The sequence below is a fragment of the Hoeflea prorocentri genome (genome assembly GCF_027944115.1).
Taxonomy (GTDB): Bacteria; Pseudomonadota; Alphaproteobacteria; order Rhizobiales; family Rhizobiaceae; genus Hoeflea_A; species Hoeflea_A prorocentri.
Window position 1 is genome coordinate 3190476 of record NZ_JAPJZI010000001.1, and the last position, 23770, is coordinate 3214245.

A 23770-nucleotide genomic window follows, 5' to 3' on the forward strand; every position below is an offset into this window, starting at 1 on the left:
GTCTTTCCTTATTTGACCGCGCCGAAGGTGAGACCGCGCACCAGCTGCTTCTGGCTGAACCAGCCAAGGATCAGGATCGGTGCGATGGCCATGGTCGAGGCCGCCGAGAGCTTGGCGTAAAACAGACCCTCGGGGCTGGAATAGCTGGCAATGAATGCGGTGAGTGGTGCAGCGTTTGCAGCCGTCAGATTGAGCGTCCAGAACGCTTCGTTCCAGGCGAGAATGAAATTCAGGAGGATCGTCGAGGCGATGCCGGGCACGGCCATCGGCGTCAGGACATAAAAGATTTCCTCACGCAGGGATGCGCCGTCCATACGGGCCGCCTCAAGAATTTCCGCCGGAATCTCCCTGAAATAGGTGTAGAGCATCCAGACGATAATCGGCAGGTTGATGAGCATCAGGACGATGGTCAATCCGACCCGCGTATCCAGCAGTCCAAGCTGAATGAACAGCAGATAGATCGGATAAAGAACGCCGACCGCAGGCAGCATCTTGGTGGAGAGCATCCAAAGCAGAATGTCTTTGGTCCGTCTCGAGGGCACAAAGGCCATCGACCATGCCGCAGGCACCGCAATGATGATACCCAACACTGTCGATCCACCGGCGATGATGACCGAGTTCCACAAAAAGCGCAGATAGTCGGACCGTTCCTGTACGACGGCGTAGTTCTCGAGTGTCCAGTCAAAAAACAGGAAGATGGGTGGATCGTTGATCGCCTGCGCTTCCGTTTTGAAGCTGGTCAGGAACGTCCACAGGATCGGAAAGAATATCAGCAGGCCGATCAGCCATGCGAGCGCAGTATTGAACGCTTTACGGTTGGTGGTGACAGCTCGGGCCATGGTCTATCTCCTCACGCGTCCAGGTTCTTGCCGACGATGCGCATCAGGAAGATCGCAACGATGTTGGCGAGTATGATGGCGTAGATACCGCCCGCAGAACCCAAGCCGACATTCTGGCTTTCCAGCACACGCTGGAAGATCAGATAGGTCAGGGTCTTGGTGCCGAAGGCGCCGCCGGTGGTGACGAAGATCTCCGCGAAGATCGACAGGAGAAAGATCGTCTGGATCAGGATGACGATTGTGATGGCGCGGCTGAGATGCGGCAGGATGATATACCAGAAGCGGCTGAGCAACGGTGCGCCGTCCATCTCCGCCGCTTCAAGCTGCTCGCTGTCGAGCGACTGGATTGCGGTCAACAGGATCAGCGTCGCAAAGGGGAGCCATTGCCAGCTGACAATCATGATGAGCGACGGGAGGGCCGCCTGACTCAACCATTCCACCGGTGTGGCGCCGACTGCCTTCCAGAGATAGGACAGCAACCCGTTGTTGGGGTCCATGAACATGTTTTTCCACACCAGAGCCGAGACGGTGGGCATGACGAAAAACGGTGCAATCACGAGAATGCGGACGACGCCCTGCCCCCACATGGGCTGATCCAGCAACATGGCCAGCAAAACGCCGAGGACCACAGTGACGATCAGAACCCCTCCAACGATGATGAGGGTCGCCTGGATGCTGGGCCAGAAAGAACTGGAGCCAACGAACCGGACGTAGTTGGCAAACCCCACCCATTCCAGCCCATTGGCCATGGAGTCGCCTCTGAGCGGGAGATACTTCTTGAACGAAAAGAACAGCGTCATCGTCAGGGGCACCAGCATCCAGCCCAGAAGCAGGATTACTGCGGGTGCCATCATGATGCGGGCTGCGGAACGGGAATGCTGGGTCGCCATGACAAACCTCCTCTGTTGGCGCACTGTGACGCCAGTTCAGATGATCGGTAAAGGGTGTTGCGGCTTTTGGATTGCCGGAGGGCGGGAGACGCATGCGCCGCCCTCCGGGCTTGCCTCCAGGAGGAGAGGCTTTAACGGTAGCCGGCGGCTTCCATTGCGTCGTTGGTCAGGGCCTGTGCCTTCGCCAACGCTTCTTCCACAGATTGCTGCCCCGCATAGGCCGCGGAGAACTCCTGGCTGACTTCCGTGCCGATTCCGGCAAACTCCGGGATCGCGACAAACTGGATGCCAACATAAGGAACCGGCTTGACTGTCGGATTGTTCGGATCGGCGGCCAGGATCGAATCCAGGGTCATCTTGGCGAACGGGATATCCTTGTAGTTCGGATTCTCGTAGAGCGACGTGCGTGCGCCCGGAGGCACGTTGGCCCATCCCTCTTTCTCGGCGACCAGTTCAATGTAGCCGTTCGAGGTCGCCCATTCGATGAACTCTTTGGCGGCATCGGCTTTCTGCGTGCCGGCAGGGATTGCCAGCGCCCAGGCCCAGAGCCAGTTCGACTTCTTGTCGACGCCTTCGCTGTTTGGCGCCAGTGCAAAACCAACCTTGTCAGCCACGGTGGAGTCGTTGGGGTTGGTCACGAAGGACGCGGCAACGGTCGCATCGATCCACATGCCACATCTGCCCTGCTGGAACAGCGAGAGGTTTTCATTAAAACCGTTGGTCGCATAACCCGAAGGGCCGGACTCATTCATCATGTCGACAAAGAAGTTGAGCGCTTCGGCCCATTCCGGCTGATCGAACTGCGCGTTCCAGTTTTCATCGAACCAGCGGGCGCCAAAGGAGTTACCGGTGACCGTGATGAAGGCACCGCCTTCACCCCAGCCCGCCTTGCCACGAAGGCAGATACCGTTAATGTCGTTGTCGCGATCCGTCATGGCCGCGGCCGCTTTGCGGATGAACTGCCAGGTCGGCGCATCGGGCATTTCCAGACCGGCTTTTTCCATCAGGTCGGTGCGGTACATGATCATCGAGCTTTCACCATAGAACGGCGCGGCATAAAGCGTGCCGTCATGGCTCAGGCCCGCGCGCATGGCAGGAAGCAGATCATCGACATTGTACTCGGCGCTCAAATCGTCAAGCGGAACGAGCCAGCCGTTCTTGCCCCAGATCGGCGTTTCATACATTCCGATCGTCATGAGGTCGAAGGCGCCACCTTTTGTGGTGATGTCTGTGGTGACACGCTGGCGCAATACGTTCTCTTCAAGTGTAACCCACTCGACTTCGTGGCCGGTCTTTTTCGTGAAGTCATCGGTCAGACCCTGCATGCGGATCATGTCGCCGTTGTTCACGGTGGCAATTGTTAGTGTTTCTGCGAGCGCACTGCCTGTCATGAGCAGCGCGGCGGCAGTCGCCGTCACAAAAGATGTCTTGGAATACATCCGTTTCCTCCCTTGAATTGGATATATCCAAGCAGGCTACGGATAAACGTAACTCCGGTCAAGAAAAAACTTTACGCGCGTATAGTTTTGAAGTGAAACCTAGGCTGAAGACCTCATCACAAGTCTTGCGGAATAGAGCGTTTCTGTCCGCTTGTTGAAACGGCCACCGGCCTCGATCAGTTCAATCAACGTGTTGAAAGTCTTGTTGGCGACCGCATCATAGTCGTGCGCAGCGGTGGTCAGCGACGGACAGGTAAAGCGCGAAAAGGGATGATCGTCCATCGACGCGACCCGCAGGTCGCAGCCCTCTTCTCTGCCGATCCTGAGACCCTTTTCATAGCAGGCTGACAACAGCCCGATCGCCAGACGATCATTACTGCATAGTATCGTGTCGCCCGGAAAACCCTCTGCTTCCAGCACCCGAAGGGTACCTTGGCGCCCGATTTCCTCGAAGTTCCAATCGTTGCCTTCGACCTTGACGATGCGAGGCTCAGCGCCCGCCTTCTCCATTATCTCGATGTAGGCAAGCCGGCGCTTGTTGGCATTGGGGTTTGCCGGGGTGCGCATCTCGAAAAAGCAAGGCGCTTCTCCGGTCCGCATCAGATAATCGACGGTCTGGGCGACGAAGCTGAAATTGTCCGATCCGACAAAGGCCTCGCCAATCCCCTGGAGATTGCTGTCGAACAGGACAGTCGGCACGGCGGCGCAAAACTCTTCTATTTTGAGCCGATTTGAAACTCTGCCCAGGGGCGCCAGCAAAACACCCGCCGGTTTCAGCGACCGCAGGCCCTCCAGGATATCGGTTTCGTAGTCCGGCACGCCGTGCGAACTGAAGAGGATCGGCGAGAAGCCCGCATCGATGCATCGGCGCTCGAGGTTACGGGCTATCTCCGCAAAGAACGGGTCGGCGAGGTAGGGCACGACGATGCCGACATTCTTCGTCAACTGCCTGTTCTGGTTCATCGCAAAGATATTCGGGCGATAATCGTATTTTTCGATCGCCGCCTCGATCCGTTCACGGGTCGACTGGCGCACGCTGTTTGGATCGTTGAAATATTTCGAGACGGTTGGCCGGGAGATGCCGCTGACGCTCGCGAACTCCTCCATATTTCTGATCTTGCTGCCGTCCATGTCCCAACCTTTGCTTCGGCGCTGCAGATCTTGCACTCCAGCGCCCTCCGGATCCGACGCGCTCTAGCAAATTTACAAACTCTTTTCGCGCGTAAAGTTTAATTTTTACATTAAGGATCGCTTGGGCCACAGGTCAAGTTACCGACGATCGGGGTGCGCGTGCAAATAGCCCTTGACGGAATGCTGCACTGCACACAATTGGTAATGGATGCGCGCCGTTGCGTGTCGTCAACGATTGGAGGGCGAACAACATGTCGATCAGGGACGTGGTGATTATCGGCGCCGGGTTCGGGGGTCTATCCGCGGCGAAGGAACTGGCGGGGGCGCCCGTCAATGTGACGCTTGTCGACCAGCAGAACCACCATCTGTTCCAACCGCTGCTCTACCAGGTGGCAACGGCGGCCCTGACACCGGCCGAGATTGCCGTGCCGATCCGCAGTGTTCTGCGCCGGCAGCGCAATGCGCGGGTGCTGATGGACCGGGTCATCGATGTCGATGCGGATGCAGCCACCGTTGTCACTGAAAGCGGACGCACCCTGCCCTTTGACGCCCTCGTCATCGCGACGGGCGCACGGCACAGCTATTTTGGCAAGGACGATTGGGCCACACATGCGCCTGGCCTGAAGACCCTGAACGATGCACTCGGGCTGCGGGAGAAGATCCTGATGGCTTTCGAGCAGGCCGAAATGGTGGTCGAGAACGATCCGGAGGCGGCAAGGCGGTTCCAGACCTTTGTCGTCGTCGGCGCTGGACCGACCGGAGTGGAACTTGCCGGTGCCATTGCAGAACTTTCCCAATCGGTCATGCGGGATTTCCGTCATATCGACGGCGCCAACAACCGGATCATTCTGCTGGAAGGCGGGCCGCGCGTTCTGCCGAGCTTTGCCGAAGATCTGTCATTGCGCGCCATGCATGATCTCAAGGCTCTCGGCGTCGAGGTCAGGACAGAAACCATGGTGACCGACATTGCCGCCGGGCATGTGACCACCAATCAAGGCGACATCCCGACCGAGACCGTTATCTGGGCCGCGGGCGTACAGGCCTCGCCCGCCGGCGCATGGCTTGGGCTCGCCAACGGCCGTAGCGGACATGTCGAGGTGGACGAAACGCTAAGGCCAAAGGGCTTCGACAATATCTATGTCATCGGGGACACGGCCAGGCACGAGGCCGACGGAGGCGCCCTGCCGGGCATTGCACCCGTCGCCAAACAGATGGGGCAATATGTCGGCCGCAGGCTCTCGAAACTGGCGAGCGGCAAGGAGCCGCCGTCCGGCTTCCGCTATCTGGATGCCGGATCGCTTGCCACTATCGGCCGCAACCGGGCAGTGGCCGATATTTTCGGTTTGAAAGTGAAGGGCTTTGCCGGCTGGCTGTTATGGGGCGCGGCGCATGTCTATTTCCTGATCGGCTTCAAGAACCGCCTGTTCGTCATGCTGCACTGGCTTTGGCTGTACCTTACATGGCAGCGCGGCGTCCGCCTGATCATGCACCATGAGCCGGCGACCGACAGCGAAAAGAGCTGAGGTGCTGGCAAAAGACGCGCAATCGCGAATATGATCGTCCCATGACCACTGGTGAGCACAATTGGGTGGCGTTGCTGCGCGCGATTGGACCGGCAACACATAAAGTGATGTCGATGTCTCAACTCAGACAATCGTGTTCTAAGGCAGGCCTGCAACATGTCCAGACACTCTTGGCGACCGGAAACCTGTTGTTCAGCTCCGACAGGAAGAGGTCCGAGCTGCACGAGCTTCTGACCGATATCCTCGCCAGACATGGCCTCGATAATGATGTGTTCCTGCGCCAGCCGGGAGAGCTCCGCGACGTACTGGTCGCCAATCCGATGACGGAGGCTGCGAAACTACGTCCAAACCATATGCTCGTTCTGTTCATGAACTCACCGCCAAACGAGAAGCAAGTCCAGGCACTTGCCGCGCATGATGGCCCTGAGACCATGAAATGCATCGGCAAAGAGGCTTACATCGACTATGTGAACGGCGTCGGCAGATCAAAGGCAACGCCCGCCCGCCTTGAAAAAATGCTCGGCCGCAAAGGAACCGCCCGAAACTGGAACACGGTCACAAAGCTTGTCGAAAAGACGAGTGACTAAATCTCTGTATCGCCCAGCCACACCCTGCCCGGTGCCGCCAGCGACAACCGGCCGGGCTTTTGCGGCAAAACCCTGTGCCAAACGCCTGTGACTTCTGCTAGGTTTGAACCTCGGAAGTCTGATCGAGCCAGTTTGACAATGTCGGAAGCACATCTCGTTAAGTTGCGTGGGGAGCGGCGTCGGCCATTTGTTTACATCGGCGTTTTCCTGTTTGCGATCGCCATATGTGTGCTTGTTTTCACCCCTGTGCTGGAGCGCTATTTTCTTTTGCAAACCGGACGCGGCCAGGCGGTGACACTGAGATTGGCCGTAGACAGCCTGCGTTTGACGCTGGATCGCTACTCGCGCATTCCGGCCTTGATTGCCGCGCGTCCGGCCATCGCCGCATTCCTGCAAGACCCGCAATCAGCCACTTTGAAAGCCGATACCGAGAAACTGTTGTCGGAAACGGCGACGGCCCTTGGGGCAAAAGGGGTCTATCTCGAAGATGCTAACGGGCAGATCCTGGCTTCCTCCTCAAGCCGTTTTGACGATCCGCTCGGTGCTGTTGCAGACCGGTTCTACCGTCCTTACTTCGACAGGGTGGTGGCCGGTGGCATCGGGCAGTATTTCGCACTGGCCACTACGAGCGGCGAAAGCGGCTACTTCTATGCCACTCCGGTCCGGAGCAAAGGACGGATCAAGGGCATCGTCGCCGTACGCTTTTCAGTGAACCAGTTTGAGGCCAATCTCAGGGGTGGCGCGTCCGAGATCATTGTTCGCGATTCCAATGATATCGTATTCATCTCCAGCCGCGATGACTGGAACCTCAGATCGTTCACCGCCCTGGATGAAGACGCTCAAAACGTCATTGCCGCCGCCAGGCAATATCCTCTGGAGTTGCTTAGAGACTTGCCGAACCGGCGAACGGAACTTGAACGGAATATCGAACTGTTCGAGATTAACGACGGAAGGGGCGCAACCGGCTTTGTTACATCGACATCGCTGATCGCACGCGCCGGTTGGCGGGTTACGATCCTGAGCCCGGCGAGCGAGGCACGCGCACTGGCCCGTCTGACGGCCATCGGCATATTCCTTTTCGCGCTGCTTATCGCAGCCATCACGCTTCTTATCTGGCAACGTCAGGCACGCATGAGGGAACGGTTTGACGAACAACGGGAAGCAAAGCGCTCCCTGGAAATCAGGGTTGAACAGAGGACGCAGGAACTGAATGAGTCAAACAGGCAACTGGTTGAGGAAATCGAGGAACGCAAGGCCACCGAGAAGCAACTGCGCCAAACGCAAACCGAGTTGATTCAGGCCGGCAAGCTGGCCGCTCTCGGGCAGATGTCCGCCGCGATATCACATGAGTTCAATCAGCCTCTCGCGGCGACCAAGGCCTACGCAGAAAATGCCGTTGCATTTCTGGATCGCAACCGCGATGACGATGCCCGTTCCAATGTCAGCCGGATTGTCTCCATGGTGGATCGCATGTCGTCCATTGCAAAACATCTGCGGAACTTCGCAAGAAGACCACAGGAAAAGACCAAGCCGGTGTCTGTTTCTTCCGTTCTCAGCAGCGCCATTGAGTTGATGCAGCCTCAACTGACCAAAAACGGCGCCGAGTTGCTTTTCAGTAAGCCGCCTGACGATCCTTGGGTTATCGGCGGCGATATTCGTTTGCAGCAAGTGGTCATCAACCTCATGCGCAATGCACTGGACGCCATGACCGAGACGGCGGCGCCGAAAATTTATCTCAATGTGGAAACGGAGGATGAGACTGTTCGCATTGTCGTTATCGACGATGGGACCGGCCTCCCGGACGAGGTGGAAAAACAGGTATTCGATCCCTTTTTCAGCACAAAGGATCCCGGGCAAGGCATGGGACTTGGGCTGTCCATATCCTACAACATCATCAAGGACTTTGGCGGCAGGTTGAGCGCGGAGAACGCTTCCGGACACGGCGCAAAATTCACAATTGAGCTTTTGAGAGCCAATTCCAGCGATATGAAGGATGCAGCAGAGTGAGCTTTGTCCTGTTTGCCGATGACGAAGAACATCTGCGGCTCGCCGCCCGCCAGACGTTTGAATTGCATGATCAGAAAATTGCGTTGTTTGGCGATGCCAGGTCGCTTCTGGAGCAGGTCGATCGCGACAGCAACGCGGTCGTGGTGACAGATGTGCGCATGCCTGGCATGGACGGCATCCAACTGTTGAACGCCGTACTGGAAATCGATGCGGAGTTTCCGGTGATACTCCTGACAGGTCACGGAGATGTTTCCATGGCCGTGGACTGCATGCGCCAGGGCGCATATGACTTCATCGAAAAGCCGTTTGCACAGGAACACCTTGTGGCGAGCGTAAAGCGTGCGCTGGAAAAGCGGCAATTGACACTGGAAGTACGTGCCCTTCGCAGCTCATTGAATTCCGATGACAGCCTGCTGGGAGACCTGGCAGGCAATTCCTCTGTCATGGCTGATCTGCGGTCGCGTCTGGTGACCCTGGCGGCTTTGGAGACGGACGTTCTGATTTTCGGTGAAACGGGGACCGGCAAGGACACGGTTGCCCAACTGCTTCACAAGCTGAGCGCACGCAAGGTCGCTCCATTCGTTCACATCAATTGCGCCGCCATCCCGGCAAACATGATGGAGATCGAGCTTTTCGGGCACGAGATCGGTGCGTTTCCCTCGGCGGTTAAAAGCCGATACGGAAAATTCGAACACGCCCGCGGCGGCACAGTGTTTCTGGATGCGATCGAAGCCCTGTCGCTGGAGGCTCAGGCCAAGCTCCTTCAAGCCATTGAAGATCGCATAATCACACCCCTTGGGTCGAACAATCCGGTGGAACTGGATATCCGGATTGTTGCCGCTTCGCAGTCCGATCTGAAAAAACTGGTGGAGGCGGGTTCATTCCGGTCCGATCTCTATTACAGGCTGGCCGGCGTGGAAATTCAGTTGCCGCCGCTGGATGACCGCCGCGAGGATATTCCGCGTTTGTTTGCGGAGTTTGTCGAGCGCGCCGCTCTTCGGCACGGACGCGAGGGGCCCAGGATACCCGACGCCCTTTACAGCAAGCTGATTGCACGTGACTGGCCGGGAAATGTTCGTGAGTTGCGTACAGCCGCCGAGCGATTTGTTCTGCGGCTGGGCATTGACGGTATCGACATGCAGCAGAGCGAGAAACCGGCGAACAAAACTCTGGCCGAGTTGCTGTCAGAACAGGAGCGTGCGATCCTGATCTTTACCTTGACTGCCAATGACGGCAGTCTGAAATCCACTTACGAAGCCTTGGGTATTTCACGCAAGGTTCTCTACGAAAAAATGCAAAAATTCGGGCTGAGCAAGCAGAATTTTCTTCCGGATTAGTCTCCGGCTGCGCCAATGTTCCGGTCAGGGGACATGATTTAATCCCCTATGTTACCGGACCCACCCATTTGTGGCCCGGACCGTTCAGTTTCTTCGGCAAGACTCACATTCGTTGTTGATCTTCACGGTTTTGGCAAATTTATTGCGCCGCGGAGGAAAACGCCGGGTTGTGCGTTTTCCCGCATATGGAAGATGGCCGCTGGGCCAAGGGAGGATTGCATGAATTTTCGCACGTTGTTGGCGACATCGGTCGCACTTGTCATGACAGCCGGCGTTGCCGCGGCGCAGGACAAAACCGGTTGGCCTGAAAGCTTCACGGTCGGCACCGCCTCGCAGGGCGGCACCTATTTTGTTTACGGCTCCGGATTTGCCGGCATCATCTCCGACGAGCTGGGCATTCCTGGCGGCGGTGAAGTCACCGGCGGCCCGATGCAGAATATGGCGCTGGTGCATACTGGCGAAGCGGCATTCGGCATGACCACCATGGGTCCGGCCAAGCAGTCGCTCGATGGAACCAACCCGATTGCGCCCGGCCTCAAAATGGACAAGGCCTGCGCCATGTTTCCCATGTACCAGACCCCCTTCAACGTCACGGCTCTAAAATCGTCCGGTATAGAAACCCTGTCGGATATTCCCGAGGATGCAAAAATCGGTTTCGGTCCCGCGGGCTCTACGTCTGACACCTATTTCCCGGCCATGTTGGAAAACCTCGGCGTCAAGTTCGAACGTCGCAACGGAAGCTGGAACGATCTCGGATCGCAGCTTCAGGACGGTCTTCTGGATGCGGTCGCCTTTGCCGCGGGCGTACCCACGGCAGCGGTCAGCCAGCTTGAAGCCCAGACCGACGTCAATTTTGTTGCCTTCAGTGAAGATGAGCAGCAAAAAATAAGGACCGCTTTCCCGGTTGCCAGTTTTGTCGTACCGAAGGGCACCTATGCGACCCAGCCGGGCGACCTGCTGTCCGTGTCCATGTGGAATTTCGGCATTGCCAATTGCGATCTGCCCGAAAGCTTCGTCTATGAAGCGACAAAAGCCATCATGGGCGACCATGACCGCATGATGCAGGTCCACAAGGCCGCCAAAACCACGGTTCCCGAGAACTGGGACAAGAACAATGTTCTGAAATGGCACCCCGGCGCCGCAAAGTGGTTCAATGAAAACGGCGCATCCATCGGCAACGACATGGTCTATGGCGGATAACGCCGCTCCGAACCCGTGAGCATATCAATATGGGAGGCTGCCTTGACGCAGCCTCCCAATCCGAAAGAATGGCATGTGGGGGAGGCAGGCCATGACAGAACAGACTGCACAGGATGACCAGACGGTTATTGCCAAGGGTATTGACGACGAACCCGTTGAAGGCAACCGGCGCATTTATGGGGGCAAGACCGGCTTGTTCATAGCCGGCTTCGCAGCGGTCTACGCGCTGTTTCACATTCTGGCACTCAATGGTGTGTCCATTTCCGAATGGACCGGTGTTGAAGTGCCCTTTCTGCCTACATTCCCCATGGAAACATGGAATTTTCGCATCGTGCATATTGCCGGCGCCCTGGCCCTTGGCTTTGCACTCTACTCCGCATCCTCATTCAAACCGGACAAGGATGCGGGCAGCTCAATCCTTACCTGGATTTCACTGGCCCTGACCGCTGTTGCGCTCTTCAGCATCGGCACCGCACTCTATTTCGCGTGGCAAATCGCCGGCGGCAAAATGTGGAACGGGATCGATCCCGCAATCAGGTTCAACGAGATCTGGCTCTTCGGCGCGCCCCTTCTGACGGCCACCTTCGGCGGCATTATCCTGTCCTGGTTTGACAAACGCGCCCGTCATAGCTTGCCTGGTGTTGAGATCACACTGACGCTTTGCGGCGTCTCCGTGGCAATCTATCTGATCACCGTATTCGGAACGCAGATGCGCAATGCGACCGGTACGCCCTTTGCGCCCATAGGCATGTCCATCGCGGCTGTAGCAGGCACCGCCCTCATCCTTGAACTGACCCGCCGCGTGGCGGGGATGGCGCTGGTGGTGATCGCAGGTGTTTTTCTCGTCTATGTATTCATCGGCCCCTATATGCCGGGCGTCCTGAATTCACCGGCTGTCACCTGGCAAAGGTTCTTCAGTCAGGTCTATACCGATGCGGGGGTGCTTGGCCCCACGACGGCGGTTTCCTCGACATATATCATTCTCTTCATCATATTTGCCGGCTTCCTTCAGGCATCGAAAGTCGGCGACTATTTCGTCAACTTTGCTTTCGCCGTTGCCGGACGAGCGCGCGGCGGTCCGGCCAAAGTGGCCATTTTTGCCTCCGGCCTCATGGGCATGATCAACGGCACCTCAGCGGGCAATGTCGTTGCGACCGGATCGCTGACAATCCCGTTGATGAAACGGGTCGGTTATTCCAAAAAAGTATCTGGTGCCGTCGAAGCCGCAGCCTCTACCGGTGGTCAGATTATGCCGCCTATCATGGGCGCCGGTGCTTTCATCATGGCGGAGGTGACGGGCATTCCCTATCAGGACATTGCAATTGCCGCGATTATTCCGGCGGTTCTGTTCTACGTATCTGTCTATTTCATGGTGGATTTTGAAGCGGCCAAACTGGGCATGCGCGGCATGCGCTCCGAAGAACTGCCCAAATTTGCGGATATGGCGCGCAAGGCGTTCCTGTTCATACCGATCGTCATTCTTATTGGCGCGCTCTTCATGGGTTACTCGGTCATCCGTGCCGGTACATTGGCGACGGCCGCGGCTGCCGTGGTCAGTTGGCTTACGCCTTATCGAATGGGACTGCGCTCCATCGCGAAGGCATTCGAACTTTCCGGCCTGATGTCCATTCAGATCATCGCGGTCTGCGCCTGCGCAGGCATTATTGTGGGTGTCATCTCGCTCACCGGCGTCGGCGCGCGGTTTTCCAGCCTATTGCTTGGCGTGGCCGAAACGTCGCAATTGCTGGCGCTGTTCTTTGCCATGTGCATCGCCATCCTGCTGGGCATGGGAATGCCGACAACAGCGGCCTATGCGGTTGCCGCTTCCGTTGTGGCGCCGGGACTTGTTGAGCTGGGAATTCCGCTCCTCACCGCCCATTTCTTTGTGTTCTACTTTGCAGTCGTGTCTGCGATTACGCCACCGGTGGCACTGGCTTCTTACGCGGCGGCGGGCATATCCGGCGCCAATCCGATGCAGACCTCCGTCACATCGTTTCGCATTGGCATATCAGCCTTTATCGTGCCCTTCATGTTTTTCTATAATTCAGCGCTGCTTATGGACGGCACTGTCGTCGAGATAGCGCAGGCGTGTATCACCGCCGTGGTCGGAGTTTTTCTCCTGTCCTCCGGCATGCAGGGCTGGTTTGTCGGACGACATGTGGTCTGGTTCAACCGTTTGGGACTCGTGGTGGCGGCACTCTTTCTGATTGAAGGCGGGCTCTATACGGACCTGATAGGCGCTGTGATAACGGCCGTTGTCTTCTTTATTCAGCGTGTCATCAAGCCGAAACCCGGCAGCATGGTGGCCGTTGCCGGAGCCGACTGACATGTATGCCTGAACAACGACCGGCGGTGGTCCGCCGGTCGTTCGATGGGATCATAGGCATTTGACGGCCAGACACTGCAGAACGGCACTTGCAGGCACGTGCCCTAGTCGTCCTGAGCCTTGGCGCCCGGAGGCAACCAGGCGCGCCTGACCTCGTCATGGACCGATGGGCGGTCGGACAGAGCGTCTTCCATCTCTTCCTGGATTTCGCGCGCGAGCTTCATGTAAGGCTCGTTTTCAAACGCCGGGATATCCGGGTCGTAGAGTCGGGCAAGCCGGCGGATGCCATCGCGGTCGTGGTTCTCGAACATCGTCACCAGTTTCTCCGCCTCATGCGGGTGTATGCCAAAGGCCTCCAACGCGTAGCGCGATGCCCGCACCGCGCTGTCAAAGGTCTCACGCACGATGTCATCGGCGCCCGCCTTGTAGAACTCGTAGACGTGATGACGATTGCGGGCTCGCGCAACGATATGCAGATCGGGACGCTCACGGCGTGCATGTTTGACGATCTCAAGGGCGCGCTCCATATCGTCAATGGCAACGACAAGGAGCCCGGCTTCCTCAAGGCCGGCGGCGCCCAGCAAGTCCGGCCGGGACGCATCGCCGTAGAAGGTGCGGATGCCGAAGCGGTTGAAGCCGTCGACGGTCTCGGCGCTCAGATCAAGAACCACGGTCTCGTAGCCATTGCCTTTCAGCACACGGTTGATCACCTGCCCGAACCGGCCCATGCCGCATATGATGGCCGCGCCCTTCTCAGTGATCTCGTCGGCATCCCGCCCCTGATCCTTGTCCATCCGCGGAAGCACAACGCGGTCAAAAAGGATGAAGAGGGCCGGCGTCAGAAGCATGGACAAGGCCACGACCAGTAGCAGCAGATCCGCCAGATCGGTCGGGATGACGGAATTCTGAACCGTGAAAGACAGAAGCACGAAGCCGAATTCGCCGGCCTGTGCAAGTGCGAGCGTAAACAGCCACTGATCGGCGCCGCGCAGTTTGAACATATAGGCAAGTCCAAGCAGGACGGCGGCCTTCAGCACCATGAGGCCGATCGTCAGGCCAAACACCGATGCCGCGTTGTTGAACAGCAGCGTAAAATCAATGCCGGCGCCAACGGTGATGAAGAACAGACCGAGCAACAGACCCTTGAAGGGTTCGATGTCGCTTTCAAGTTCATGTCGGAACTCGCTGTTGGCAAGAACCACGCCGGCAAGGAACGTGCCGAGCGCCGGGGATAGTCCGACCAGCGTCATGAGGAAGGCAATGGCGACAACGAGAAGCAGCGCGGCGGCTGTAAAGATTTCCCGCAATTTGGACGCGGCGATGAAGCGGAACATCGGCCGCGAGAGATAGTGGCCACCGGCAATCACCGCTGCGATTGCAGCGATGTTGACGATCGCCACCTGCCAGCCGGCCAGCCCTTCGATTAGACTGAACTCCGCGCCATGCCCGCCGCCATGGCCATCGCCGTGATGCGCCAATTCAGGCAAGGCCAGCAACGGGATGAGTGCCAGCATCGGGATGACGGCAATGTCCTGAAAGAGCAGGACCGAAAAACTCGACTGCCCGCCATCGCTTTTCATCAGACCCTTTTCATTGAGCGTCTGAAGGACAATGGCCGTTGAGGAAAGGGAGAACACCAGCCCTATGGCAAGCGCAATGGTGGCGGGCTGACCGAGCGCCATGGCCGCCGCCATGACAAGCACGATGGTGACGCCGACCTGCAGGCCTCCAAGCCCCAGCAGCTTGTTGCGCATCGTCCATAACGTACGCGGCTCAAGTTCAAGACCGACAAGGAACAGCATCATGACAACGCCGAATTCAGCGATATGCTGGATACCTTCCGTCTCGGAACCGACAAGGCCGAGCACCGGCCCGATGACAATGCCCGCAATGAGGTAGCCGAGTACGGAACCCAGCCCAAGACGTTTGGCGACCGGCACCGCGATCACCGCGGCGCACAGATAAACGAAAGCCTGGAACAGCAATCCAGTCATGGTGTTGCCTCCTTGATCAATGGAAGCGTGTCATCGGTCAGAACCGGCAGTTTTACCGCTGCATCCATGTCCAACCTGTTTTCCCGCAACGCCTTCAGAAGTTGCCGATAACCCTCCAAATGGCGGTTCATCCGCTCATTGCCGATGGCTTTCGGCGCCGCGTAGAGCGTATAGGGCGGGATAAAACGCAGACCGCACAGATTGGCCGTCTGCTCCAACGGAGACAGGAGGTCGCGTAAAGGAAAATTGTTGCGTCCGCCCACCCGATAGAAATCTTCCGGACCACCGGTCGTAACCACCGGCAGGAACAGTTTTCCGGCTATCTTGTCGCCGCCTTCTCCATAGGCGAAGCCGTATTCAAGCACGAGGTCCTGCCATTCCTTGAGCAAGGCCGGCGTCGAATACCAGAACATCGGGAACTGGAAGACGATGACATCATGGTCCAGCAGGCGCTGCTGTTCGGTCTCGATATTGATCTTGAACCGTGGATATTCGGCGTAGAGGTCAACGAAGGTGACGCCGGGCGACATGCTTGCAGCTTCGGCCAATTGAGCGTTTGCCTGTGAGTAACGTTGGCCCGGATGGGCAAACAGCACAAGGATCTTGCGGCTTTCAGGTTCCACTCGCCATCCCTCGGTTGTTCTTGTCGGGCTCTTAAGGCCCCCTTGAGCGCACGACCATATCGGTCGCACGAGCAGTGTTTCAATAGCCGGCGCCTTTACGGGGGATAATAGACGGCTCTCAGCTTGCCCGACTCAACGCCAACGCGCATGATGGTGGGACCACTGGAGATCACCAGCCATGCCGATCCATGCCCCGCGAATGCTGATGACCGCCGCGCTGGCCTGCGCCGCATCGTTCCTTTTCTCGCCTTCCCTCGACATCATCGCACGTGCGGAAGACGAGAGCGTGTCCACCGTCGGCCCGCGCACAACCCTTTTTGTCTTCGGGCCGCAACTGCCGTTCATGTTCGAGATCGACGGGCAGCGGCTGGATTTCCGCTGGAGCGATCTTGTAACCTACGGCAATACGGGTCTTGGCGGGCTTGAAGATGGCTCGGGAACCGTGATCGGTATCGACCGGCAATTCTGGGTCGCGGATGCAACGGACCCGGTGCCGCGAGAGCTGACGGAAGAAATCACGCCATCCGGCCTTGTGGCGACATTCATCCCCGACAACAGCGTGGATCTCGAGGCAAGTGTCGATCTTGAGGCATTACAGCCCATTCTCGACGATGCCTTTGGCAATACCGGCACCTATGCCTACATGTTTCGCATCACCGGCGTTGTCGATGCACTTGCCTATCAACTGACAGGCCCTGTGCCCGATGGTTCGGTCGTCGAGACGGTTGCCGGGGGCAACAGCCAGACGGCCATGACGATCGGGACTGAAAAATTTCTGCTGGAAAACAAAGCCGTTACGCTGATCGGGCTGCGCGCACCCGAATATATGAACGGCGTGCTGCAAACGCCCTATCGTATTCACTTCATTACCGATGACCGAAGCGCGCTCGGTCAGGTTACGGATCTGATGGCGGACAATCTTAAGGTGGAGTGGACGCGCATCAATGCGCTCAATATCCACATGTGGGACGTCACGACCGCGGGTCAGTAGACATTGAGACCCGCCGCTTCAGCCAAGCGGCAAACAGGTCGTTTGATCTGAAAAGACGCCTAGGCGCCCGAAGCCACCGCTTGCGCCAGAACTTGCGCACCCAGAAGAAGGTCCTCTTCTTTCGTATCCTCCGAAAAATCATGGCTGACGCCACCGATGGAGGGCACAAACAGCATTGCGACAGGCATCAGCCTTGCAACATTGTTGGCATCGTGGAGCGCGCCGGAGGGCATGCGCCGCCAACGTTGCGGCGCGAGGGCTTCGGCGGATGTTTCCAGCTGCTGACGCAAGGGTCCGCTGATCGCTGTCGGCGGCACCGAAAGATAATCCGAGTGGGTGCACTTGAGGTCGTATTCCTCTGCGACGCTTGCTGCCGTCTGCCGGATGATCTCCTCCATGCGGTCCAGCCGCACCTCGTCCGCATCGCGCCATTGTACGCTGAAATCGGCAAGACCGGGTACGATGGAGGCCGCATTGGGTTTCAGCTCGACATGGCCGATAGTCCAGACAGTCGCCGGGGTGACGATGGATGCAAGGGTTTCATTGATCCGTTCGGCAAATGCAACGAGCCCCTGAAAGGCATCCTTGCGCATCGCCATGGGTGTTGTTCCGGCATGGTTCTGTTGCCCGGCGAAACAAACCCGAAGACCGCGAATGCCGACAATGTGTTCGACCACACCGATGACATCTTCGCTCAGATCCAGAACCGGCCCCTGCTCGATATGGGCTTCGACATAGCCCAGGAAACGGTCGGCGCGTACAAAATCGCGGGCGCACAGATCCGCCATCGCAGCTCTTGCGTCGGCAAAACTGGTGCCCTGCGTATCGGTTAGCCGATCAGCTTCGGCAAGATCGAGCGCGCCGGACCAGACGCGGCTGCCGGTGAGCGCCCCAAAACGTCCCTCTTCGTCCTGGAAGGAGACCACGGCGATTGGGGGGCCGCCGGCTTCAATCGAGGCCCTCGCCGCCTCAAGCGCGGCGATCACGCCAAATGCGCCGTCAAGCCAGCCGCCTTCGGGCTGCGAATCGGTGTGTGAGCCAAGAAGCAGGCAGGCGGAATCGTCGGCGGGAAGACCGAAAAGATTGCCAACCGGATCAAAAACCGGATTAAGCCCGGCATCGGCCATCCGGATGGCCAGCCATTGACGCGATGCGATATCGGGCTGCGAAAAAGCGGGCCGGACAACGCCCGTCCCATGCGCACCAAATGAGCGCAGGCGGTGAAGATCTTCCAGAAATCTGGCTGAATTGACGGCAATCTCGGGCATGGGCTTTTCTTAACGTATCTGCAGCGCGGCGGACAGAGACAAATGCCTGTGTCCGGGCAGCCACGCCCCGGAACCGTATCACCAAGCCGCCAGTCTTGCGCCCGGCCGTTAATTGACAGTCCGTTTGACGGGCCGCTAGAGTTTTGCGGACCGGAGAATTATCAAGGCAGGAGGACGCGCAGCCAGGCACCAAACCGGACACTGCAACCCGGTACGGAGTGTTCCGCGCCCGCGTCATCCCCCGCCGTTTCGCAGATCGAGGAGTGCTGTAATGCGATTTCGTTTCCTGACCATTTTACCCATGATTGTCATGGGATTGAGTAGTGCGGGCGTCCATGCCCAGGACGCGGGACCGTCTGCTGAACAGCCCGATTTTGTGATCAAGGTCCCGGTACGTTTCGACAATCTGCACAAGGACATCACCGGCACCTATGTGCATTGCGAAGCCTATTCCCCCGAATACCAGTATGGCGGCTCTCAGGCGACCCCGGCGCGCGCATCCTCCGGCGATCTTGGCACAGACGATTTCGACAGTGTCGTGGAAATGGAACTCTCCGTACGCGACTATTGGGACCCGGACGATACAACTGAAATCGTTTGCGAAATGTCCTTCAACGTGAAAACCGACCGCGGCGTGGAGCGTATCGATTCGCAGCTCTACGGGCCGACGACCGCCTTCGGACGCGACCGCAGCGCCTGCCGGCACGAGGTCGAATGGCTGCGCGCGGCCTGCACTGAAAAAGACACCGAAGCCCTCGGTCTTATCCGCCACAAGCTCAACGAAACGGAATGAAATTTCTCTGGCAGGTAGCGACCGGCCTTGCGCTGGCGCTGCTGTTTTGCACTACGGTCCCGCTTCGCGCGCAGGACAACACAACCGCTGACGGCGATGTCTGCGCCAGTCTCGGCGACCTGTCCGGCGTTTACCGCACATCCGATGGCAGCGTTGAAGCCAAATGGATGTTCGGTGCGGGCACCGGCGCAGTCAATCCGGGCGACCCGTTTACGGCCGAACACACCTACCTTCCCGGCGTCGCACGCCTCGGCGCCGGGCCACACTATTTCCTGTTTGGACGGGTCGGTGAGGACTGCACATCGATCAGCGGTACCTGGCGCGCGCTGTTTTCGCCGAGCGGCAATGCGCGGATCATGTCCGGCGCCTTCACAGCATCGATTGCGCCGGGGACCGTCACTATCATCAGTGCGGATGACGATCCGGAGCGAAGTCACGACTGGCTGGGGACAAATTACCGGCAGAACACTGCGCCGGAGGCCATTCTGGTCGATCTTTCCGGGCGATTGGAATTCCATGGGCCGGCCTACCGCGTTCGTCAAACCGAACTCTCGGGGCCGCTGGCCTTTTCCGGCGAGCGGCCGGCAGCACGATCGCTTGCCCTTTCTCAAGCCCTGACGTTTAACGGTGCACCACCGACAAGCCGGCAAATTGCCCTGACCGAAAGCCTGAAATTTCATGGCGAGGACGGGCAGGTCCGCACGGTTGAGATCACAACCGGCCTTTCCTTCGGCGGCAAACCGTTGAACACGCAGACCGTGTCCGTGGCCGATGCGTTATCGTTTTCCGGCAGGCAGCCGGCGGCACGCACAATCATGATGGACAGGCCGCTCGCCTTTCGCGGCAAACCTCTTGTCGTTCGTACAATCGACCTGACCGATACCTTGCTCTTTCAAGGCAAACCGTATCGCAGGCATAGTGTTACGCTTACCGAAAGATTGGCATTCAGCGGCAAACCGCAGCAAAGTCTGATCGTCGAACTGACTGAGGCACTTGTCTTTGCCGGAGACGCGGTCAGAACCCGCATAGTTGACCCGAAGCAAGGCTTGCAATTCTCGGGCACTGAGCGGCAACCACTGGTCATTGCCCTGAACCGCTCCCTTACTTTACGCGGCCCACACCCGGGCGCCCGCGACATCGGCCTTGCGCCAACCCTGTCATTTACCGGGGCGCAGGAATGGAACCGGCGCATTGCCATCGCGGTCCCCCTCGCCTTTCACGGGCCGCGTGTTCAAAGCCGCGCCGTAGATATTGAAAGCCGGCTTTTGTTCGAAGGCGCAAGCCGGCAATCGCGGCAGATCGCTCTGCCCGCTTCGCTGGAATTTGCCGGCAAACGGATTCGCTCGCGCATCGTGGCGCTTGAGGCTACCCTTGAATTTCACAGTGGCGGCGAGCCGGTTGAAACAGCCATCGTTCTGGAAGGCCTTGGTCCCACCGGCGCCGGCCCTTGCGGCGATGCGCTCGATACGGGACTGAAGGTGCTCGATATCGACCGCAGCCTTCCCGAAACGTCCGAAGGCATTACCGCGGACTATATTGGGAGGCTTCGCTCCGTCTTTGCGCCCTACCAGGCCTATGCGTCCAAAGCGTTGGAGAGACAGGCCGAGTGCATGGAAACGCGGCTTGCCGAGTTTCGCCGGCTCACCGGCGACGAGCCCCATGCTCTTTGGCTCCGTACACCGGCCTTTAATGCCGAGACTTTCTACTCCAACCAGATTGCAGCGACCCGCAATGCAGCGCTCTATCTGCGCCAGATCGCCTTCGAGCTCGAGGCGATTGAAATCCTGTTGCGGGACGAAAAACAGTTTCACTCCTTCGGCGGGGTCGACGAGCCGGCTGCCGCCAATTTCGGACTGGTAACGGACAGCCAGGCCAATCGGAACGTGAAGGGCAGCGACATTGTCTCGATGCGGGATTTCGAACTGATGGCCAAACATATACCGGCCAATGCCGAGGCGCTGACCGACCAGCGCAATCTTTATCTGCAGCGCAAACTCTCACTCCGCTTCGGTTATCTGGAGGAATTGCTGCCGCACACCATCGAGGGCCTTGCCGACTGGACACAGGTCGATGCTTATGTGAAGGCGCGCTTCCTGCCGCAGGCCGCGGAAGCGATTGACACCCGACTGGATGAGCTGAAGCTCGCGGCTGGAGAAGACGCGGCACTCACCATACCGCAGGACGAATTTGCCTCCCATGCGCGTGCCTACTCCGGCCTCACCCAGGTGACCGGCAACCGGATCAGTGGCGACAGCTTCGCCGACTTCATGAACGGCAAGGTGCGCAATGGCGATTTCGACCCGTGGCCCGACCCGGACGTGATAAGGCGCTGACACGGACAGACGCGCCCGATCGAGATCAGGAGAATTTTTTGTGAAACTCAGACGCGTTAACACGCCAGACGGGCCGCGCATCGAAGCGCTCGACAACGACCGCTGGGTGCGCCTTTCCGATGTCAAAAGGCTGGACGAGCTCACGCGCAGTCACGGGGCGCAGGGTCATGCGGCATCGGACATGCTGACCGTGCTGCAGCTTGGTCCCGAAGGCTGGCAGGCGCTGGCCGCCGAAATGCCGGGCCTGGAGCCGGCAAACGCAGAGGCAGATGTGATGCTGCCGCTTGTGCCGGCCTCGTTTCGCGACTTCATGCTTTACGAATCCCACGTGATTAACGCGACACGCGGTTATCTGAAACGCTTCATGCCCAGCGCCCACCGCGTGGCAACAACGTTCGAGAAAGCCACTGGCAAAACATTTCCCAAGCTGCGCCCGCACCAGCTCTGGTACGAGCAGCCGATCTACTATTTCGGCAATCATCTGAACTTCCTCACCGACGGGGACGAGATTGCCTGGCCGGCCTATACGGACGCGCTGGATTACGAACTGGAACTTGGTGCAATCCTCGCACATCCGCTGATTGACGCATCCGAGGAACAGGCGACGAAGGCAATCGGCGGGTTCGTTGTGCTGAACGATGTCAGCGCCCGCGATACGCAGAAGGACGAGATGGCGAGCGGCTTCGGGCCACAGAAATCCAAACATTTTATCAATGCGATGTCGGCGATTGTTACGACAGCAAATGAGGTTCTTCCAGTGATTGACGCGCTGGATGCATCCGTTTCCATCAATGGAGAGACGGTTGCGACATGTCCTTCGGCCGGCATGCAGTATTCCATGGGCGCGACCATTGCCCAGGCATCGAAGGGCGAGGCGTTGCACCCGGGCGAACTGTTCGGCTCGGGCACGCTGCCGGGCGGCAGCGGCATGGAAAACGGACACTGGCTGAACCCCGGCGACCGGCTTTCGCTCAAGATCGGAGAGATCGGCACGCTTACCAACACAATTTCACGAGGACATGCCTGATGAGTGTTGTCGATCTGACAAAACCGATCCAGTACAATCCGGACGATCCGTCCTTCATGAAGGTGAAGGTCAAGCACAAGCCGCACCGGATCGGGCGCTGGCTGGTGCGCGTTCTCGGCCTGCCGTTCAACCTGATGCCGAAGGATTTTGAAGGCTGGGCGGACGATACGATCACCAAGATGGGCGTTCACAGCACCACCCATATCGACGCACCCTGGCACTATGGCGAGACCAGCGGCGGCGCGCCGGCACAGACCATCGAGCAGATCCCGCTCGATGAGTGCATCGGCCCGGGGCTTGTCCTCGATATGACCCACAAGGAGGATGGCGATCCGATCACCGCCGCCGACATGGAAGAAGCGCTGGCAAAATCCGGCGGCGAAATCTCCACCGGCACAATCGTGCTGATCCGCACCGGCCGCGACAAATTTTTGGGCACGAAAGAATACTGGAAGCGCGGCACAGGCATGAGCGCCGAGGCGACCGACTGGCTGCTCGACAAGGGCGTGACCGTTACCGGCATCGACCAGTGGGGCTGGGATGTGCCCTTCCACTACCAGATCGCCCGATCAAAAGCCGAAGGCCGCCGCGACATTTTCTGGGAAGGCCACCGGGTGGGCCAGAAACGGCCCTACTGGCACATGGAACAGCTCACCAATCTGTCGGCCCTGCCGTCCCACGGTTTCAAGGTCTGCGTCTTCCCCCTGAAGATCGTCGGCGCGTCGGCCGCACCGACGCGGGTTGTGGCGCTGCTGGAAGACTGAGGCCTATCTCGACTAGAAATCGATGACCACCGATGGGGCGCTGCGACGCGCCTCGCCGTGATACACAGCCTCAATGTTGTTGCCATCCGGGTCGAGCACAAAAGCCGCGTAGTAGCCCGGGTGGTAAGCCCGCTCGCCAGGTGCGCCGTTGTCGCGACCGCCATGCGTCAGAGCCGCGCGGTAGAAGGCGTCCACCGTCGCACGGTCCTTGGCCTGGAAGGCCAAATGGTGACGTCCGGTCAGCACACCAAGCGCGGCCGGGCTTTCTGCCGACGACACGACAAGTTCGTCAGCCCAGAAAAAATCGTCACCTGTGTGGACGACAGGAATATCCAGTACAGCCATGACGGCCTCGTAAAAGTCCTGACTTGCCTTAAGGTCGCTCACGACGAGTTGGATGTGGTCAATGAGCCGGCCCCGATGGAGTTGCTGCGTTTCCATAGTCCTTCTCCGTATTATTATCGGGCTGGTGGTTTTCCTCCCGATCCGCCTTCACCCCACGATAAATCTGCTTCTTGTGGTTCGCTCGTATGACAGGCGACCGGACCCGCACATTCTATCCTGCTGCACAACGACCATCGTCAACAGCGGGACCGTATGTGATGGACTTACAAGCGCTGACTTTTGTCAAGCTGGCTGAACACCGGTTTGCGAAATTTCACCCTGATCAGGAAGATGAATACTATAATTCGGCGAAC

Annotated in this window: 19 protein-coding genes; 11 read left to right on the forward strand and 8 right to left on the reverse strand. The window is 58.5% G+C overall.

The genetic code is table 11. From position 1 onward, the window contains the following. Positions 1-8 precede the first annotated feature (8 nt). The 4 genes from OQ273_RS14915 to OQ273_RS14930 form a co-directional block, all read right to left on the reverse strand. The gene (locus OQ273_RS14915; RefSeq protein ID WP_267991287.1) at positions 9-839 is read right to left on the reverse strand and encodes a carbohydrate ABC transporter permease; all 831 of its coding nucleotides are present in this window, start codon (positions 837-839) and stop codon (positions 9-11) included. An 11-nt stretch (positions 840-850) separates the two neighbouring features. Further along, positions 851-1729, reverse strand: a complete 879-nt coding sequence (locus OQ273_RS14920) for a carbohydrate ABC transporter permease (RefSeq protein WP_267991288.1) — start codon at positions 1727-1729, stop codon at positions 851-853. 131 nt (positions 1730-1860) lie between these two features. Then, the gene (locus OQ273_RS14925; RefSeq protein ID WP_267991289.1) at positions 1861-3168 is read right to left on the reverse strand and encodes an ABC transporter substrate-binding protein; all 1308 of its coding nucleotides are present in this window, start codon (positions 3166-3168) and stop codon (positions 1861-1863) included. A gap of 99 nt (positions 3169-3267) precedes the next feature. Continuing rightward, complete coding sequence (locus OQ273_RS14930) at positions 3268-4335, reverse strand: LacI family DNA-binding transcriptional regulator (protein WP_333781692.1); 1068 nt, start codon at positions 4333-4335, stop codon at positions 3268-3270. Between the two features lie 215 nt (positions 4336-4550). On the opposite strand from OQ273_RS14930, the gene OQ273_RS14935 reads away from it, so the two are divergent. From OQ273_RS14935 to OQ273_RS14960, 6 genes are all read left to right on the forward strand, one after another. Next, positions 4551-5822, forward strand: a complete 1272-nt coding sequence (locus tag OQ273_RS14935; protein WP_267991290.1) for an NAD(P)/FAD-dependent oxidoreductase — start codon at positions 4551-4553, stop codon at positions 5820-5822. 41 nt (positions 5823-5863) lie between these two features. Next, a complete protein-coding gene (locus OQ273_RS14940; protein WP_267991291.1) occupies positions 5864-6409 on the forward strand; it encodes a DUF1697 domain-containing protein in 546 nt (181 codons plus the stop codon). A 138-nt stretch (positions 6410-6547) separates the two neighbouring features. After that, the gene (locus OQ273_RS14945; protein WP_267991292.1) at positions 6548-8416 is read left to right on the forward strand and encodes a sensor histidine kinase; all 1869 of its coding nucleotides are present in this window, start codon (positions 6548-6550) and stop codon (positions 8414-8416) included. Continuing rightward, positions 8413-9753, forward strand: a complete 1341-nt coding sequence (locus OQ273_RS14950) for a sigma-54-dependent transcriptional regulator (protein ID WP_267991293.1) — start codon at positions 8413-8415, stop codon at positions 9751-9753. Before OQ273_RS14945 ends, OQ273_RS14950 begins: the two co-directional genes overlap by 4 nt. Positions 9754-9972: 219 nt before the next feature. Then, on the forward strand, positions 9973-10953 hold the full coding sequence (locus tag OQ273_RS14955) for a TAXI family TRAP transporter solute-binding subunit (protein ID WP_267991294.1): 981 nt from the start codon (positions 9973-9975) through the stop codon (positions 10951-10953). Between the two features lie 91 nt (positions 10954-11044). After that, positions 11045-13279, forward strand: coding sequence for a TRAP transporter permease (locus OQ273_RS14960; RefSeq protein WP_267991295.1), 2235 nt, complete (start codon positions 11045-11047; stop codon positions 13277-13279). Between the two features lie 104 nt (positions 13280-13383). Here OQ273_RS14960 and OQ273_RS14965 read toward each other — a convergent pair whose 3' ends face one another. Next, positions 13384-15273: a monovalent cation:proton antiporter-2 (CPA2) family protein gene (locus OQ273_RS14965; RefSeq protein WP_267991296.1), complete on the reverse strand. Its 1890-nt coding sequence runs from the start codon at positions 15271-15273 to the stop codon at positions 13384-13386. Further along, positions 15270-15896 (reverse strand): NAD(P)H-dependent oxidoreductase, encoded by a 627-nt coding sequence (locus OQ273_RS14970; RefSeq protein WP_267991297.1) that lies wholly within the window; start codon positions 15894-15896, stop codon positions 15270-15272. The genes OQ273_RS14965 and OQ273_RS14970 overlap by 4 nt, the downstream gene beginning before the upstream one ends. A gap of 178 nt (positions 15897-16074) precedes the next feature. Between OQ273_RS14970 and OQ273_RS14975 the strand changes: the two genes are divergently transcribed. Next, positions 16075-16887 (forward strand): acetolactate decarboxylase, encoded by an 813-nt coding sequence (locus OQ273_RS14975; protein WP_267991298.1) that lies wholly within the window; start codon positions 16075-16077, stop codon positions 16885-16887. Between the two features lie 59 nt (positions 16888-16946). Here OQ273_RS14975 and OQ273_RS14980 read toward each other — a convergent pair whose 3' ends face one another. After that, positions 16947-18155 carry a hydantoinase/carbamoylase family amidase gene (locus OQ273_RS14980; protein ID WP_267991299.1) on the reverse strand — a complete coding sequence of 403 codons (1209 nt, stop codon included), beginning with the start codon at positions 18153-18155 and terminating at the stop codon, positions 16947-16949. 271 nt (positions 18156-18426) lie between these two features. On the opposite strand from OQ273_RS14980, the gene OQ273_RS14985 reads away from it, so the two are divergent. From OQ273_RS14985 to OQ273_RS15000, 4 genes are read left to right on the forward strand one after another with little or no spacing between them, the layout of a single operon-like run. Further along, the gene (locus OQ273_RS14985; RefSeq protein ID WP_267991300.1) at positions 18427-18948 is read left to right on the forward strand and encodes a hypothetical protein; all 522 of its coding nucleotides are present in this window, start codon (positions 18427-18429) and stop codon (positions 18946-18948) included. Further along, the gene (locus tag OQ273_RS14990) at positions 18945-21281 is read left to right on the forward strand and encodes a hypothetical protein (RefSeq protein ID WP_267991301.1); all 2337 of its coding nucleotides are present in this window, start codon (positions 18945-18947) and stop codon (positions 21279-21281) included. Before OQ273_RS14985 ends, OQ273_RS14990 begins: the two co-directional genes overlap by 4 nt. Before the next feature lie 40 nt (positions 21282-21321). Then, positions 21322-22308 carry a fumarylacetoacetate hydrolase family protein gene (locus tag OQ273_RS14995; protein ID WP_267991302.1) on the forward strand — a complete coding sequence of 329 codons (987 nt, stop codon included), beginning with the start codon at positions 21322-21324 and terminating at the stop codon, positions 22306-22308. Further along, the gene (locus tag OQ273_RS15000) at positions 22308-23072 is read left to right on the forward strand and encodes a cyclase family protein (RefSeq protein WP_267991303.1); all 765 of its coding nucleotides are present in this window, start codon (positions 22308-22310) and stop codon (positions 23070-23072) included. The genes OQ273_RS14995 and OQ273_RS15000 overlap by 1 nt, the downstream gene beginning before the upstream one ends. A gap of 12 nt (positions 23073-23084) precedes the next feature. On the opposite strand, the gene OQ273_RS15005 is transcribed toward OQ273_RS15000, so the two are convergent. Continuing rightward, on the reverse strand, positions 23085-23513 hold the full coding sequence (locus tag OQ273_RS15005) for a VOC family protein (RefSeq protein WP_267991304.1): 429 nt from the start codon (positions 23511-23513) through the stop codon (positions 23085-23087). Positions 23514-23770: the final 257 nt, after the last annotated feature.